Genomic DNA, 15,520 nt, shown 5'->3' on the forward strand with positions numbered 1-15,520 from the left:
TCAGGCGGGGCTGTCCTGGCCGGGGTCGACGGTCCGCGCACGCATCGTCGCGACGAGTCCGCGCCGCCGCTGGGACGCCTGCTGCTCGAGCCGACCGGCCAGCCGGTCGGCGGCACGCTCGACGAGCGGCTGCCCGGCGCCGTAGTGGCCGACGGTCGCGAAGAGGCCCGCCACGAGGTCCTCCGGTGCCGGCCAGTGCTGCAGGACGCGCGGCGCTCCCTCCGGGCCGAGCAGCGCCGTGACGGCCGCCCGGTCCCGCCAGAGCGGCACCAGGACCGGCGTCGCCATGTCCAGGGCGCTGACCGCGGTGTACGGGTCGTTCGAGCCGGAAGCGAGCCCGCGGACGGCGATCTCGACCAGCTGCTGCAGGGCGAACTCGACGTCCTGCACGGGCGTCCTGGCGGTGCCGAGGACCACCGCGGCGCGCAGCGTCCGAGCGGTGGCGGCGTCGACCGTCGGCCTGCTGCCCCCGTCCGCGCGGACCCGGACGACGACGTCGCCCTGGATCACGTACCGGCCCGGGGTCGCGACGACGTCGACCAGACGGTCGTTGCGGCCCGCCCAGGCCGTCAGGGCGCGCCACTCCACCGACTGCACGTAGCCGTCGGCCGCAGCCCGGACCGCGGACCACCCGTCCTCGGGCACGACGACGGGGGCGATCGTCCGTCGATCGTCGTCGCCGTCCCGGTAGGCCTCGTCGACCGCTGCACGCAGGTCGGTCTGCACCTGCCGCTGCAGCGACGTGATCTGCGTGCTCGACGCGATGTGGTGGATGAAGAAGACGAGCACGCCCACGTCGAGCACGGCGAGCAGGACCGCGACGTGGATCGCGACGACGGGGACGAACGGGTCGCCGTCGTCGACGTCGGTGTGCACCGTCCGCAGCACGACCATCGCGTAGAGGAACGTCGACGTGAACGCCGCGAGCACGAGCTGGTTCGCCCGGTCGGCCGTGAAGTTCCGCACGAGCCGCGGGCCGTACGTCGAGGACGTGGTGGCGAGGACCGAGATCGTGATCGAGAACGACGTCCCGGCGACCGTGAGCATCGCCGTGCCGATCGTCGTCAGGATCGACCGACCGCCCCCGGCGCTCAGCGCGTCGAGGAACGGCACCGCGGGGACCCGCCCGTCGAGGACCTCGCGGTCGAGGGTGACGAGCAGCTGCGCGGCGACGATCGCCACCACACCGAGCACGGCCGGCAGGAACCAGAAGGACTCCCGGATGCGGACGAGGAGAGCGTGCATGGACTGGTCCGTTCGTCCCGGTGGTCAGAAGTCTCGCGACGTTTCGGTGACGGGGCCCCCGATCCGTCGGAGGTGGACGCGCCGCACGAGCCGGATCACCAGCTCGTGGTCCCCGATCTCCAGCGTGAGCGACCGGGGGGCGTCCGCCACGCGGTCAGCCCCGGAGGAAGTCGGCGATCGCCGTGTCGCCGCCGTTGAAGCGGATGGTCCGACCGGCCGTCGACGGGTCCTCGAGCACGTCCGCGACCACGTGGGCCACGTCACCGCGCGGGACCTGCGACGCCGAGCCGTCCCAGTCGACCGAGCCGGTCGGCTCGTCGTCGGTCAGGGTGCTCGGCGCGACGACCGTCCACTGCAGCCCGGAGTCCCGGAGCACGGCGTCGGCGATCATCTTGGACTGCGCGTACGCGAAGAAGTCCTGGTCCTGGGGGATCCCGTGGTCGAGCTTCGACCCGGACCACGAGACCATCACGTAGCGGTCGACCCCGGCCTGCGCGGCGCCCTGCATTGACAGGACGGCGGCGTCGCGGTCGATCGCCCAGGTGCGGTCCGCGGAACCGCCGCCGGCACCGGCCGACCAGACGACGGCGTCGTGCCCGCGGACCAGGTCGGCGAAGTCGGTGAGCGACTGCTCCTGCACGTCGGCGACCCGGGGCTCGCCGCCGTGGGCGCGCACCTCGTCCTGCTGGTCGGGGTCGCGGATCACGGAGGTCACGCGGTGTCCGCGCTCGGTGAGGATCCGGGTGGCGAGGAGTGCGACCTTGCCGTGGCCGCCGAACAGGATGACGTTGCTCATGGCCCGGACGGTACGCGGTGCGGCTCGGAAGCGGCGGGAGCGGGTCCGTCCCCCAGCGCCCGGCGAGTACCGTCCGGTGCGACACGACGGGAGAACCGATGAGCAAGCACGACGAGCAGCACACCCTGGTCCGCACCCTGGCACTCGGGTTCCTCAGCGGTGGACGGAGCAGCACCCCGCTGGCCGTCCTCGCGCTGAACCACGACAACAAGGCCGTCAAGGGCGACTGGCAGCAGTGGAAGGCCTTCAGCTCGCCGCTCGGCCGCGGCCTGCTCGTCGCGTCCGCCATCGGCGAGCTCGTCGGCGACAAGTCCCCGAAGGCCCCCGCCCGCATCTCGCCGCTCGGCCTGGTCGGCCGCATCGGTGCCGGTGCGTTCGCGGGTGCGGCGCTCGGGACGACCGGTCGGCGCGACCTCCGACTCGAGGGCGCGATCCTCGGTGGCGTCGGCGCGATCGTCGGCAGCTTCGCCGGGTGGGCCGCCCGCAAGCTCCTCAGCAGCTCCGGCCTGCCCGACCCGGTCGGCGCGCTCGCCGAGGACGCGGCGGTCATCGCCGGCTCCGTCAAGGTGGTCAGCTGGTCCTGACCGGACCGACACCGGACGGGAGGCACCTGGCGGACCCGCCACGTGCCTCCCGTCCGTCCGGCGTCCGGTCCGTCGCCGTCCCGCCCGCCGGGGAGCACCGGCAGGGCCTGCCGCACACGGGGACGCGCGCCTAGCGTGGCCCGCATGGACATCGTCGTCATCGGAGCCACCGGCCACATCGGCACCTTCCTGGTCCCCCGCCTCGTGCGCGCCGGGCACCACGTCAGGGTCGTGACGCGCGGCACCAGCAGCCCGTACGCGGAGGCTCCCGAGTGGGAGCAGGTCGAGCGGATCACCGCCGACCGCGAGCAGGAGGACCGGGACGGCACGTTCGGCGACCGGATCGCCGCTCTCGGCGCCGACGCCGTGGTCGACCTCGTCTGCTTCACGCTCGGGTCGGCCGAGCAGCTCGTCCGGGCGCTCCGCGGCAGCCGGACCCACCTGGTCCACTGCGGGTCGATCTGGCGCGCCGGCGTCTCGCACGTCCTGCCGATCACCGAGGAGACCGCCACGCCGCCCTTCGGCGAGTACGGCACGCAGAAGGACGCCATCGCCCGGATGCTCCTGCAGGAGACCGCCGACGGCGGGGTCGTCACGACGTCGATCCACCCCGGGCACATCAGCGGTCCGGGCTGGATGCCGATCGGTCCGCTCGGCAACCTCGACCCCACGGTGGTCGAACGGCTCGCCGCGGGCGAGGTCGTCGAGGTCCCGGGCCTCGGCGCGGAGTCGATGGCCCACGTGCACGCCGACGACGTCGCGCAGCTGTTCCAGCTCGCGGTCGAGCAGCGGGACGCCGCCGCCGGGCAGGACTTCTTCGCGACCGCCCCGACGGCGCTCACGGTGCGCGGGTACGCCCACCTGGTCGCGTCGTGGGCCGGCCGGGAGGCACGGCTCGAGTCCGTCGACTGGGACCGGTTCCGGCAGACCACGGCTCCGGAGCACGCCGACGCGAGCTGGGAGCACCTGTCCCGCAGCCAGGTGTTCAGCACCGAGAAGCCGCGGCGGGTCCTCGGGTACGCACCGGCGTACACGGCGTCGGCGACGGTGCGCGATGCGCTGCGGTGGCAGGCGGAGCACGGCGACCTCGACGTGCCGGAGTCGTTCCGGCCCTGATCCCGACCGTCAGCTCGACGCGGTGCGCCCCGGGAGCGCGAGTGCCCCGCGTCGGTGCACCGCCCAGACCGTCGTCGCGAAGCCGACCAGCACGGCAGCGCCGACCGTCACGGCGGTCCACCCGCCGGCGTTCCAGAGCACGCCGGCGATCGCCGACCCGACCGCGCCGCCGGCGAAGTTCCCGGTGACGAACGCCGTGTTCAACCGGCTGCGAGCCGCGGGGTCGATCGGGAACAGCCGTGTCTGGTTCAGCACGTTCGTGGCCTGCACCCCGACGTCGAGCAGCAGCACCGCGACGAGCACGACCACGATCGACCGCGCCCCCAGCCCCGCGACCACCAGCGAGACGAGCACCAGCACGAGCGCGGCACCGGTGACCGGGACCGACCAGCCGCGGTCGTGCAGCCGCCCGACGCGCTGCGCCGCCACCGCCCCGGCGAGCCCGACCAGACCGACGGCGCCGATCGCGGTGGTCGAGTACCCGAAGGGTGCGCTGCTGAGCAGGAACGTCAGCGCCGTCCAGAACATCGTGAACACGGCGAACACCGACGCGCTGACGACCAGCGTCACGCGGACCGCCAGGTGTGCCCGGACGACTCCGACCACCGACGCGATGAGCTGCGGGTACCGCACCCGCTCGCGCCGTGGCAGGCGCGGGACCGCCCGCGCGAGCAGGAACGCCAGCACGACCGCGACCACCGCGGCCAGGACGTACACGCTCCGCCACCCGGCGACCTCTGCGATCACGCCGCTGACGGTCCGGGACAGCAGGATGCCGGTGAGCACGCCGGACGCGATCGTCCCGACCACCCGACCACGTGACGCCGGGTCGGCCAGGTCGCCCGCGAGCGGGATGAGGAGCTGTCCGGCGACCGTCGTGGCGCCGACCAGCGCGAGTGCGACGAGCAGGGCGCTGAACCCCGGGGCGAGTGCGGCCGCGAGCAGGGCCACGGCGGAGGCTGCGAGCACGCCCGGCACCAGCCGACGACGGTCGACCACGTCGCCGAGCGGCACGAGCAGCAGGATCCCGAGGGCGTAGCCGACCTGCGTCAGCGTGACGAGGAACCCCGCGGACGCGGGCGAGGTGCCGAGGTCGGCGGCGATGTCGTCGAGCAGCGGTTGCGCCCAGTACAGGTTGCCCACCGCCGCACCGCCCGCGACGGCGAAGAGCAGCGTGCGGCCGCGGGTCATGGTCGCCGGAGCCTGCTCTCTGCTCACCGGGACGTGCCCTGGTCGGTGTCCGCATCACGGCGGAGGAGCAGGCCGACGGCCCACGGGCCGGGCTGCAGGCGGACGGCCGCCTCGGCGAGGACCCGTCGCTCGTGTTCCCGGTCGCGGGTGAGCTCGTGGACCTCCTGCTCGGCCTGCCACCGGAAGCGCAGGCGTGCCCACGGCCCCGGTCGCCCGGACAGTGGTGTGGCGACGGCGGAGGTGTCGGTCACGCGAGCTCCTGTCCCGTCGCGTCGGCCGTCGTCGGACCTGTGGCACGCTCGGCGATCCGCTCCGTTGCGGCCCACGACGCGAGTACCCGCAGCGCGTCGGCGGTCGCGCTGCCCGGGGTCGTTGGGTAGATCGTCAGCGACAGGCCGGGGTCCTCGGTGAGTTCCAACGACTGGAAGTGCAGCTCGATCGGTCCGACCACGCCGTGGTCGAAGGACTTCACGCCGGCGTAGTGCCGCCGCACGTCGTGGGACGCCCAGAGTTCCCGGAAGTCCTCGCTGCGCATCGCCAGCTCACCGATGAGCGCCGCGAGCTCCCGGTCTCCGGGGGCCCGACCGGCCTCGCGCCGGAGGATCGCGACGTTCGTGTGCGCCGCGCGGTCCCAGTCACGGTAGAAGTCGCGCGCCCTGGAGTCGAGGAAGATGTACCGCGCGAAGTTCATCGGTCGGTCGCCCGTGACGATCTCGGCGTGCAACGCCCACCCCAGCGTGTTCGCGGCGACGATGTCCTGCCGGTTGTTCACGATCATGGCGGGCGCCTCGGTCACGACGTCGAGCAGGTACTGCAGCTCCGGGCGCACGGCGGCGACCGGGACGGACCGGGCCGCCCGGCGGGGGCTGGTGTTCTGGTGCCGGGCGAGGTCGCGCAGGTGCTCGTGCTCGGCGGCGTCGAGCTGCAGCGCCGTGGCGACGGCGTCCAGCACGCTGTCGGAGACGCCCTGCAGGTTCCCGCGCTCCAGCCGCGTGTAGTAGTCGATGCTCACGCCGGCCAGGCGGGAGACCTCCTCGCGCCGCAGTCCGGGGACGCGCCGACGGGTGCCGGAAGTCAGGAGGCCGACCTGCTCCGGGCTGATGCGTGCGCGACGGCTGGACAGGAAGTCGCGGGCTTCGTCACGGTGATCCATGCGCCCCACGGTACGGCCGTGCGGGATCCGCAACGAGGTGCTGCCGGAACCCCCGTCAGCGCACGGTGTCTCCCGTCAGCGCACGTTGGTGAGCGGCACGGACAGGATCCGGTCGTCGCCGTCGCGTGGGTCGCCGCGGCCGTCGGTGTTGTTCGTCACGAACCAGAGGGTGTCGTCGGGGCCGGGCAGCACCGTGCGGATGCGCCCGTGCTCGCCCTGGAAGTACACCGTCGAGCTCGACGGGTCGGAGACCGGGACGGCGCGGACGGACTCCCCCTTGAGGTTCGCGACGAACACGGTCTCGCCGATCACGGTCAGCCCGCTCGGCGAGGCCTCGTCCGTCGACCACTGCTGCACCGGGTCGACGAACCCGCGGTCCTCGCCGCCGGTGCCCTCGACCTCGGGCCACCCGTGGTTCCCCCCTGGCTCGATGACGTTGAGCTCGTCCCAGCGGTCCTCCCCGAACTCCGCGGCGAACATCGTGCCGTCCTCGGCCCAACCCATGCCCTGCACGTTCCGGTGCCCGAGCGACCACACGGGCGAACCGTCGAACGGGTTGTCGTCGGGTACCTGGCCGTCCGGGGTCAGCCGCAGGATCTTGCCCGCCAGGGAGCCGCGGTCCTGCGCCTCGGACCGCTGCCCCGCGTCGCCGACGCTCGCGTAGAGCATGTCGTCGGGGCCGAACGCGATGCGCCCGCCGTCGTGGAAGGTGTTCGCGGGCAGCCCGTCGATCACCGTCGTCGCCGCACCGAGCCGGTACGAGCCGGTGTCCCCGGTCAGGTCGTACCGCTGGATCCGGTTGCCGTCGTCGGCGGTCGAGTAGACGAACAGGTCTCCGTCGTGCAGGGCGAGGCCGAGGAGTCCGCCCTCGCCGCCGTGCCGGACCCCGTCGACGGTCCCGACCTCCCGCGTCGACCCGTCCGCCCGGAGTTCGAGCACGCGCGCCGAGTCCCGCTCGCTGACGAACGCGTCGCCGTCGTCGCCGACGGGGACCACCGACCACGGCGCCTCGAGGCCCGAGACGACGTCCGTGGTCCGGCCGTCCGGCGCCAGCTGGCCGGCAGCGAGGTCGGCGGGCGGGCTCGCGGTGCTGCCCTGCCCGGCGGGGTCGCCCGGACCGGTCGTCGCGCGGTCGTCCGAACAGGCGGCCAGGCCGAGGGCTGCCACGGCGGCCAACCCGAGGGCGGACCAGGTGCGGCGGCTGCGGCGTGTGCGGGTGGTGTCCACGGTGATCCTCCCGGGTCGTGCCCCGAGTCCACACGGCCCCGTCGGGAAACGGCTGGGGGTTCCCGGCGGAACCCCTCACCGCTGCGCGGGGCGGCCTACCGTCGGCGCCACACCCACGGAAGGACCACCGCATGACCACCATCGCCATCGTCGGCGCCGGCAAGGGCCTCGGGCTCGCCGTCGCGGACCGCTTCGGCCGCGAGGGCTTCGACGTCGCCCTGATCTCCCGCAACCAGGACCGGCTCGACGCGCTCGCCGCCGAGCTCCGGTCGTCGGGGTACCGCGCGCAGGGCTTCGCCGCGAACGTCCGCGACGGGGACTCGCTCCGCGCCGCGCTCGAGGCCGCCACCGAACAGCTCGGCCCGATCGAGGTGCTGCAGTACAGCCCGCTGCCCGCGAAGGAGTACATGCGCCCGGTGCTCGAGACCACCGCCGAGGACCTGGTCGGCCCGATCGAGTTCTCGGTCTACGGCTCGGTGAACGCCGTGCGCCAGGTGCTCCCGGGCATGCGGGCGATCGGGACGGGCACGATCCTCTTCGTCAACGGCGGCAGCGCGGTCCGACCCGGCGCCCGGGTGACGGGCACGTCGGTCGCGTTCGCGGGCGAGAGCGCCTACGCGCAGCTCCTCCACGACGCGGTGGCCGACGAGCACGTGCACGTCGGTCAGCTGATCATCCCGTTCGGCATCGACGACGGACAGGACGACCACTCGTCGGCTGCGGTCGCCGAGCGGCTCTGGAGCATCCACACCGAGCGCGGGGACTTCCGGACCCACGCCGAGCCGCTGCCGGAGTGAGCGACGACGGACGCCGGGCTCGTGGCGGGATCGCCACGGGCCTCCCGTCCGTCGCACGGTGCTTCGTTACGCCCGAGCCGGCAGCGTCAGCGCGCGGTGCGCTCGATCGCGTCGGCCATCGCCGCGGCGACCGAACGGTTCGCCTCGGCCGTCGGGTGGATGCCGTCCGGCGTCGTCCCCGCCACGTAGGCCCCGTCGGCCGCCCGGAGCGAGCGGAACGGGTCGACGAACGCCCACCCGTGGGCGTCGGCATCAGCGTGCAGCGCATCGGTCAGGACGATCTGACCCGAGCGACGGTCGGCACCCCACCGGCTCCACGTCCAGTCGGACGGCGGACCGGCGACGACGAGGACCCGCGCCGCACCGACCTTGCGGACGATCGCGTCCACACCGGCGATCGTCCGGTCGAGCGGGACGGCCTGGTTGACGTCGTTCGTGCCGACCTCGACCACGAGCACGCGCGCCTGCGGGACCGGACCGATCTCCGCGAGGACCTGGTCGGCACGGTACCCGCTGTGCGCGTAGCCGCCGACGGCGCGCAGCCGGTCGTCGGACTCCAGCTGGTGCAGCCACGAGTCGGGTCGGGCGGTGATCGAGTCGCCGGCGTACGCGAACGGCACGGCGTCCGGCAGCGCCGGGGTGCTGAGCGCTCCGGAGACCACCTGGTCCGGCGTGCTCGGACGAGCGAGGTCCGTGGTGCCGCGTTCGACGCGGGTGTCGGCTGCTGCGGCGACGGGGCGGTCCTCGGCGCTCGCCGTGTGGGGTGCGGCGACGACGAAGACGCCGGCCCCGACGAGGCAGGCTGCGGAGACGATGCTCGCGACGACGGCGAGACGGGTGGTGCGGGTCACGGGTACAGGTATCCTCCGGATCGCCCGCCGGGACCAGGCCCCAGACCTGGGGAACGCGCAGCGTCGCTGAGGGTCCTCGCGGCCGTTCCCAGGTTCGGGCTCACGGGGCACGGCGCACCACCGGGCGGGAGCTGCGTCCGGCGGTCGCCCAGGTGCCCGCCGTCACGACGAGCGGGAGGCCGAGGGCGAGCAGCGCCAGCACCGGCCAGTCCGCCACGAACGGCAGGTGCGTGGTCCCCGTCGGGCCGCCGTCGAACCGCAGGGTGAGCGCCCGGATCGGCAGCAACCCCAGCAGCGTGCCGACGACCGCGCCGACAGTGGTGAGGATCGCCGCCTGCCACGCCGACACCCGGCGCCGCAGCACCGGTTCCGCCCCGATCGCGTCGAGCACCTCGTCGTCCCGGCGTCCGTCGGAGCGGGCGAGCCCGACCGCGACGGCGGTGGCGCCGATCGTGACGGCGGCGGCCAGTGCGAGGACGAGGGCCTGCACGGCGGCCTGGTCGTCGACCGGACCGCGCTCGTAGGCGAAGCCCGGACCACCCCACCGTTCCCGGTCAGCGCCGCCACCGCTCTGCCACGCGGACGACAGCGCGTCGTACTGCGACGGGGTCAGGTCCTGCGGCAGGTGCATGGCGAGCAGGCCGTCGACCAGCGGGACCCCGTGGGCCGCTGCCGTGTCCCGGGTCATGAAGACCCCGACCTTGATCCGTGGCGTCTGCACGTCGACGACGGCCGGGATCGTCGTCGAGGCATCGGGGCGGGTGTCCTCGAGCTGCGCGGTGTCGTCGATCGTGCGGTTCCGGAAGGTGTCGATGCGGACCGCTCCGTCGCGGACGTACTCGGGCCAGAGCGACACGGCCTCGCCGTCCTCGAGCGCCCGTCGGACCTCGGCGGACGGACGGTGCCCGGTGAGCAGGGCGTAGTCGTCGACCGTCCCCGCCGCGATGTGCGGCTCGCCGCTCCCGACGCTCTGCAGGAAGCCCGCGCAACCGGTCGTGTCGTACGTCTGGCAGTCCCGCTGCACGAAGTCGTGCGGCGTGGTGATCGTGGTCGGCTCCTTGCCGGCGTCCTCGCGGTTCACGGCGAGCACGTGCAGCCGGACGCCGTCCAACGCTCCGGAGAGCACGCGCGCGGCCCGGTCGGTGACCGCGGCGTCGTACCCGTCGCTGTACCCGTCGCGGTCGGTCAGCGAGACGTTCGCGGTCGCGACCCCGACGGCGGTCGTGTACTCGTACCCCCGGACGAAGCGGGCGTGCTCCGAGGCGCTCCACGTGATCACGACCGAGGCGACGAACACGACGCTCATCACGCTCGCGAGCACCGGGACCGTGCGGACCGGGTTGCGTCGAGCGTCCCGCGCGGCGATCCGGGCGGACAGACCGAGGCGCGCCGAGAGCCGTGCGACGCCGGCCAGGACCCACGGCGACGCGAGGGCCACACCGAGCTGCACCAGGCACGGCCCGAGCGCGACCCCGACGCCGGCGAGCACGGCCCACCGGTCCTGCTGCACGGGTCGGTCGTTGAGCAGGAGCACGCCGACGCCGCACGCCAGTGTCATCGCCGTCCCGCTGACGACCAGCACGGGGACCCAGGTCCGCCGCCGCCGTTCCGCTCGGGGACGGGGTGCAGCGGGGCGCAGGGACCCGCGGAGGGCCGCGAGGACGTCGATCCTGGTCGCTGCACGTGCCGCGACCAGGGCCGCCACGAGCCCGGCGACGACGGCGACCGCCGCGATCGTGATGAGGGCGAGTGCCGGCACGTGCAGCCCCGGCCAGGTCCCGACGTTGCCGTCGTCGAGCAGGTGGAACGCCAGCACACCGATCCCGGTGCCCAGGGCCGTCCCGAGCACGGCGCCGACGAGACCGAGCACCAGCCCGGAGCCGGCGACGACCGCCCGCACGAAGCCGCGCTCACCGCCGAGGCTCGTGACGATCGCGTACGTGCGGGTGTCCGCCCGGGTGCCGACCAGGAACGCGGCACCGGCGAGCAGTGCGACCTCGAAGGCGGCGAACACCCCGACCAGCGCCAGGGCACCGAGGTACGCGTTCACGGTCGTCTCGGTCGGGACGCCCTCGAGTCGGTCCGCCGGCGGGTCGAGCACGACCGGACGGGACTCGACGACGATCCCGTGCGCGTTGAGCGCGCGGATCTCCGACCACGTCGGGGCGACCTCGGGCAGGAACACGGTCGTGTCCGACCCACCCCGCTGCACGGAGTACGGGAGCTCGGCCGGCAGGGACCCGGGCGGCAGGAACACCCCCTGGGCACCCGGGCCTGAGGCGGCGTCGCGCATGGTGCCCGTGACGGTGAACCGCTCGCGGACCGGATCGGTCACCGTCAGTGTGTCGCCGACGGACAGGTGGAGGCGCTCGAGCGTCGCGGGGGTCACCATCGCCTGGTCGGGGGAGGTCGGTGCACGGCCGGACAGCACGTGCCAGTGTCCGTCGAGGTCGGGCGACCACGTCGCTCCCTCGTCCGCGGAGACGGCGACGGGCACCCCCGGGCCGGCGACGACGACCTGCGTGGTCCGGACCGGGATCGCCTCGGCTCCCGCCGGCACGTGGTCGAGCAGGTCGGCCCAGGGGGAGTTCTCGTCCGCCCTCGTCACCGGGCTGTCCGGCGCGGAGTCGGTCAGCTGCCACTGCAGGGGATCCTGCCGCATCCCGGGCAGGTCCGGGCCGGACAGGCGCATCTGGGCGGCTGCGTGGCCGAGGTCGTACCGGAGTTGCTCCTGCACGGTGGGCAGTGTGGACTGGATGACCACGGCCGCCGCCGCGAACCCCGCGGTGGGGATGCCGATGAGCGACACGATCAGCACCGCGCGGCCGATCTTCGCGAAGGCCAGGCGGCGACCGAGTCGGAGCGCCGGCCAGAGCCTCACGAGGCCGCTCGGCCGACGAGCGACTCGACGCCGGCGTAGACCGTCTCGTCGACGACCCGTCCGTCGCGCAGGAAGACGACCCGGTCCGCCCAGGCGGCGTGCCGTGCGTCGTGCGTCACGAGCAGGGCGCCCGCTCCGTTGTCGACGTGCCGACGGAGCATCCGGAGCACCACCTCGCCGGTCTGCGAGTCGAGCGCACCGGTCGGCTCGTCCGCCAGCACCAGTCGCCGGTCACCGACGACGCCACGGGCGATGGCGACGCGTTGCTGCTGCCCGCCGGACAGGTCGTCGGGGAAGGCGTCAGCCCGGTCACCGAGTTCGACGTTCTCGAGCGCGAGTTCGGCCGCGCGGCGGGCCTTGCTCGCCTTCCACCCGTCGAGCTCCAGCGGGAGGGCGACGTTCTCGACCGCCGTGAGGGACGGGATGAGGTTGAAGTCCTGGAACACGAACCCCACGAGACGTCGACGCAGCGCCGCGAGCTCCCGCGCCGGGCGGTCGGAGACCCACTCGCCGCCGATGCGCACCTCGCCGCTGGTGGGCGGCAGCAGCGTTCCGCACACGCGAGGAGGGTCGACTTGCCGGACCCGGAGGTCCCCATCACCGCGACCATCTCTCCTCGTCGGATCGTCAGGTCGACACCCGCCAGTGCGGTTACGGACCGCTCACCGGAGCCGTACTGGACGCTGACGGCATCGAGGGCGAGGAGCGCCTCGGAGTCGGCGGCGCTCATCGGACGCCCTCGTGTGCCGTGTCGGCGAGGGAATCGACCGGTGCCTTCGGTACATGTGCCGCCGGCGGCATGTACCGCGCGACGGAGCTCTCCACGTGGTCGAGCCACCGGACCTCGGCCTCGGCCTGGAAGACCATCGACTCGAGGACGAGGGACCACGCCAGGTCCTCCGACGGGTCGGCGGAGCGCTTCAGCCGCGTCAGGTCCTGCAGTGCACGCATCGCCGAGGCGCGCTGCACCTGCACCAGTCGAGGGACGTCGATGCCGGGGACCGTGACGGCGAGCGCGAACTTGATCGCGAGCTCGTCGCGACCGCGCTTCGCGGGCACCGGCTCGCTGAACCAGCGTGCGACCTCCTCGCGGCCCGCGTCGGTCGCCGTGTAGACGACGTGTCCGTCGTCGTCGGCGTCGCCGCGGGCCACGAGTCCGTCCCGTTCGAGACGGTCGAGCGTCGTGTAGACCTGGCCGATGTTGAGCGGCCAGCTCCCCCCGGTGCGGTGCTCGAACTCCCCCCGGAGCTGGTACCCGTACCCGGGTCCTCCCACCAGCAGCGCGAGTACGCCCATCTTGACGCTCATCGTGACTCCCCCGCCTCGGTCCCTCTCGGACATACCGAGTATGCACATACCGGGTAGCCCCCGACAAGCCCAGACGGGTCACGAAGTGGTCACGAGACGTGACGGGAGGCCCGTGGCGGTGTCGCCACGGGCCTCCCGTCCGGTGCCTGGTGGGGTCACTCCCCCAGCTTCGACAGCTCCGCGAACTCCTCGTCCGTGAGCTCGATCGTCGCGCCCTGCATGTTGTCCTCGAGGTGGTCGACGCTCGAGGTGCCCGGGATCGGCAGCATCACGGGCGAGCGCTTCAGCAGCCACGCGAGCGCGAGTTGTGCCGGCGTGGCGCCCTTGCGCTGCGCGATCTCGGTGAGCGGCGAGTCCTCGCCGGTCAGTCCACCGGTCGCGAGCGGGAACCACGGGATGAAGCCGATGCCCTGCTCCTCGGACCAGTCGAGGAGCTCCTCGGCGTCGCGCTTCTGCAGGTTGTAGAGGTTCTGGACGGTGACGATCTCGGCGTGCTCCTGCGCGGCCTTCACGTCGTCGACGGAGACCTCGGACAGGCCGATGTGGCGGATCTTGCCCTCGTCCTGCAGCTTCTTCAGCTCGCCGATCTGGTCCTCGAGCGGGACCTTCGGGTCGATGCGGTGCAGCTGGAACAGGTCGATGCGCTCGAGGCCGAGGCGGCGGAGGCTCATCTCGGCCTCCTGGCGGAGGTACTCCGGGCGGCCGACCGGCGGCCACTCGTTCGGGCCGGTGCGGGTCAGGCCGGCCTTGGTCGCGATGACGATGTCGTCGCCGTAGGGGTGCAGGGCTTCACGGAGCAGCTCCTCGGCGACGTACGGGCCGTAGGAGTCGGCCGTGTCGAAGAAGTCGACGCCGAGGTCGACCGCGCGCTTGAGGACACGGACGGCCTCGTCGTGGTCCTTCGGCGGCCCCCAGACGCCCGGGCCGGTGAGCTGCATGGTGCCGTAGCCCAGGCGGTGGACCTCGAGGTCACCGCCGATGCGGAACGTGCCCGAGGCGGCGGCAGGACGGTTCGTGGTGTCGGTACCAGTGGTCATGACCCCGGTCTACGCCCGTGGAGTGACCCGTTGCTGGATCGGTGTCCCCCTGGCGCGTGCGACGGGCAGCGCGGGCGCCCTGGTCAGCGACCCGGGCGTGGGTGCGGCGTCTCGCCGGTCGCGAGCCCGGCGACGAGCTTCGCGATCCGGTTCGCTCGTGCGGAGACGCTCGGTGCCGTGACGACCCGGTGCAGCACGGCGTACCGGTTCGTCGCGTCGAGCTCGGCGAACAGCGCGGCCGCAGCGGGTGCGGCGTCGAGCGCGGCCCGCAGGTCGTCGGGCACGGTGGCGGTCGCCGCTCCGGCGTAGGCGCGGTCCCACCGTCCGTCGCCCTTCGCGCGGTCGACCTCGGCGCGACCGCGTGGGCGCATGCGGCCGGCGTCCTCGAGTGCCGCGACGAGCCCGATGTTGCGCTGGGACCAGAGCGACGCCCGGCGGCGCGGGGTGAAGCGCTGCCGGAAGGTCGCCGTGTCCCGGCCGCGCTTCTGCCCGTCGATCCACCCCGAGCACAGGGCCTCGTCGAGCGCCTGGTCGTACGTCAGCGACGTCGGCTCCGTCGTGCCCTTCTTGGCGAGCACCAGCCAGACGCCGTCGGGATCGTCCTCGTGCTCGTCGAGCCAGGCACGCCAGGCGGCTGCGTCGGGGAGCACCAGGTCGTCGTCGTCCACGCCGTCATCGTAGGACGGGCACCGCGGCCGCGGGCGGACCGGTCAGCGAACGCCGCCGCCGCTGCTGATCCGCACGGCGTCGGCCCACTCGTGCACCCAGCCGGGCAGCGTGAGGTCCCGCGCCGCGCCGCCCGCCGCGGCCACCACGTCGTCGGGCGTCACCTGGCCGCCCTCGCGCCGCAGGAACCGTGCCTGGACGACCGCCCGAGCGACGACCGCGCCCTGCCGGACGAAGGTCTGCTCCATGTACACGGCGCGCTCGTCGACGCCGAGCACCCGGGTGTGCAGGGTGAAGCGTTCCCCGAGCGTCAGGGAGCGCTTGTACGTGATCGTCTGCGCAGCGACGACGGCGTACCAGCCGCGGCGGGCGGACTCCTGCCAGAAGCCGGACCCGTACAGCAGGTCGTAGCGGCCGAGGTCCATCAGCGTCAGGTACCGGCCGTTGTTCACGTGCCGCAGCGTGTCCAGGTCCGTCGGCAGCACGCGGAAGGGCGTGCGGGCCTCGTCCCACAGCGAGGGGCGCCGCCCCGGTCGCAGGGCGGCCAGCCGGAGGCGCAGGCCGAGGAGGAAGAGCCGGAGGTACAGGTTCACGGGTCGATCACACCAGTGCCGGGCTGAGCGTCCGATCCCGTTGGAGGAACCGCACGAGCGCGTCCGGTGTCGAGT

Annotated in this window: 15 protein-coding genes and 1 pseudogene; 3 read left to right on the forward strand and 13 right to left on the reverse strand. The window is 73.6% G+C overall.

Annotated elements, in window-relative coordinates:
* Both ACIP6W_RS05920 and ACIP6W_RS05925 read right to left on the reverse strand, forming a co-directional pair.
* Positions 1 to 1,245 (reverse strand): DUF2254 domain-containing protein, encoded by a 1,245-nt coding sequence (locus tag ACIP6W_RS05920; RefSeq protein WP_209684821.1) that lies wholly within the window; start codon positions 1,243 to 1,245, stop codon positions 1 to 3.
* A 154-nt stretch (positions 1,246 to 1,399) separates the two neighbouring features.
* Positions 1,400 to 2,041: an SDR family oxidoreductase gene (locus ACIP6W_RS05925; protein WP_400428659.1), complete on the reverse strand. Its 642-nt coding sequence runs from the start codon at positions 2,039 to 2,041 to the stop codon at positions 1,400 to 1,402.
* Positions 2,042 to 2,139: 98 nt separating this feature from the next.
* On the opposite strand from ACIP6W_RS05925, the gene ACIP6W_RS05930 reads away from it, so the two are divergent.
* Entirely contained in the window at positions 2,140 to 2,625 is a 486-nt protein-coding gene (locus tag ACIP6W_RS05930) for a DUF4126 family protein (RefSeq protein WP_400428661.1), read from the forward strand.
* Between the two features lie 144 nt (positions 2,626 to 2,769).
* Complete coding sequence (locus ACIP6W_RS05935) at positions 2,770 to 3,741, forward strand: NAD-dependent epimerase/dehydratase family protein (protein ID WP_400428663.1); 972 nt, start codon at positions 2,770 to 2,772, stop codon at positions 3,739 to 3,741.
* A gap of 9 nt (positions 3,742 to 3,750) precedes the next feature.
* Here the strand turns inward: ACIP6W_RS05935 and ACIP6W_RS05940 are convergent, their stop codons facing one another.
* The 4 genes from ACIP6W_RS05940 to ACIP6W_RS05955 all read right to left on the reverse strand — a co-directional run bounded on the left by ACIP6W_RS05940 (position 3,751) and on the right by ACIP6W_RS05955 (position 7,312).
* Positions 3,751 to 4,932 carry an MFS transporter gene (locus ACIP6W_RS05940; RefSeq protein ID WP_400428665.1) on the reverse strand — a complete coding sequence of 394 codons (1,182 nt, stop codon included), beginning with the start codon at positions 4,930 to 4,932 and terminating at the stop codon, positions 3,751 to 3,753.
* 23 nt (positions 4,933 to 4,955) lie between these two features.
* A complete protein-coding gene (locus ACIP6W_RS05945; RefSeq protein WP_066657403.1) occupies positions 4,956 to 5,183 on the reverse strand; it encodes a hypothetical protein in 228 nt (75 codons plus the stop codon).
* Entirely contained in the window at positions 5,180 to 6,085 is a 906-nt protein-coding gene (locus tag ACIP6W_RS05950) for a helix-turn-helix transcriptional regulator (protein WP_066657399.1), read from the reverse strand. Before ACIP6W_RS05950 ends, ACIP6W_RS05945 begins: the two co-directional genes overlap by 4 nt.
* Positions 6,086 to 6,160: 75 nt before the next feature.
* A complete protein-coding gene (locus ACIP6W_RS05955; RefSeq protein WP_066657396.1) occupies positions 6,161 to 7,312 on the reverse strand; it encodes a sorbosone dehydrogenase family protein in 1,152 nt (383 codons plus the stop codon).
* Positions 7,313 to 7,443: 131 nt separating this feature from the next.
* Between ACIP6W_RS05955 and ACIP6W_RS05960 the strand changes: the two genes are divergently transcribed.
* Complete coding sequence (locus ACIP6W_RS05960; RefSeq protein WP_066657394.1) at positions 7,444 to 8,109, forward strand: SDR family oxidoreductase; 666 nt, start codon at positions 7,444 to 7,446, stop codon at positions 8,107 to 8,109.
* 86 nt (positions 8,110 to 8,195) lie between these two features.
* Here the strand turns inward: ACIP6W_RS05960 and ACIP6W_RS05965 are convergent, their stop codons facing one another.
* From ACIP6W_RS05965 to ACIP6W_RS05995, 7 genes and pseudogenes are all read right to left on the reverse strand, one after another.
* Positions 8,196 to 8,960, reverse strand: a complete 765-nt coding sequence (locus ACIP6W_RS05965; protein ID WP_066657389.1) for an SGNH/GDSL hydrolase family protein — start codon at positions 8,958 to 8,960, stop codon at positions 8,196 to 8,198.
* A gap of 100 nt (positions 8,961 to 9,060) precedes the next feature.
* The gene (locus ACIP6W_RS05970; protein ID WP_400428669.1) at positions 9,061 to 11,841 is read right to left on the reverse strand and encodes an FtsX-like permease family protein; all 2,781 of its coding nucleotides are present in this window, start codon (positions 11,839 to 11,841) and stop codon (positions 9,061 to 9,063) included.
* Positions 11,838 to 12,571, reverse strand: a pseudogene (locus ACIP6W_RS05975) (ABC transporter ATP-binding protein). The gene ACIP6W_RS05970 and the pseudogene ACIP6W_RS05975 overlap by 4 nt, the downstream one beginning before the upstream one ends.
* Positions 12,568 to 13,149, reverse strand: a complete 582-nt coding sequence (locus ACIP6W_RS05980; protein ID WP_400428671.1) for a PadR family transcriptional regulator — start codon at positions 13,147 to 13,149, stop codon at positions 12,568 to 12,570. The pseudogene ACIP6W_RS05975 and the gene ACIP6W_RS05980 overlap by 4 nt, the downstream one beginning before the upstream one ends.
* 155 nt (positions 13,150 to 13,304) lie before the next feature.
* Positions 13,305 to 14,186 carry an aldo/keto reductase gene (locus tag ACIP6W_RS05985; RefSeq protein ID WP_251155606.1) on the reverse strand — a complete coding sequence of 294 codons (882 nt, stop codon included), beginning with the start codon at positions 14,184 to 14,186 and terminating at the stop codon, positions 13,305 to 13,307.
* An 83-nt stretch (positions 14,187 to 14,269) separates the two neighbouring features.
* Positions 14,270 to 14,854: a YdeI family protein gene (locus tag ACIP6W_RS05990; protein WP_209684827.1), complete on the reverse strand. Its 585-nt coding sequence runs from the start codon at positions 14,852 to 14,854 to the stop codon at positions 14,270 to 14,272.
* A gap of 42 nt (positions 14,855 to 14,896) precedes the next feature.
* The gene (locus tag ACIP6W_RS05995; RefSeq protein ID WP_400340143.1) at positions 14,897 to 15,445 is read right to left on the reverse strand and encodes an acyl-CoA thioesterase; all 549 of its coding nucleotides are present in this window, start codon (positions 15,443 to 15,445) and stop codon (positions 14,897 to 14,899) included.
* Positions 15,446 to 15,520 lie beyond the last annotated feature (75 nt).

Source organism: Curtobacterium sp. NPDC088465 (assembly GCF_044753165.1).
Taxonomy (GTDB): Bacteria; Actinomycetota; Actinomycetes; order Actinomycetales; family Microbacteriaceae; genus Curtobacterium.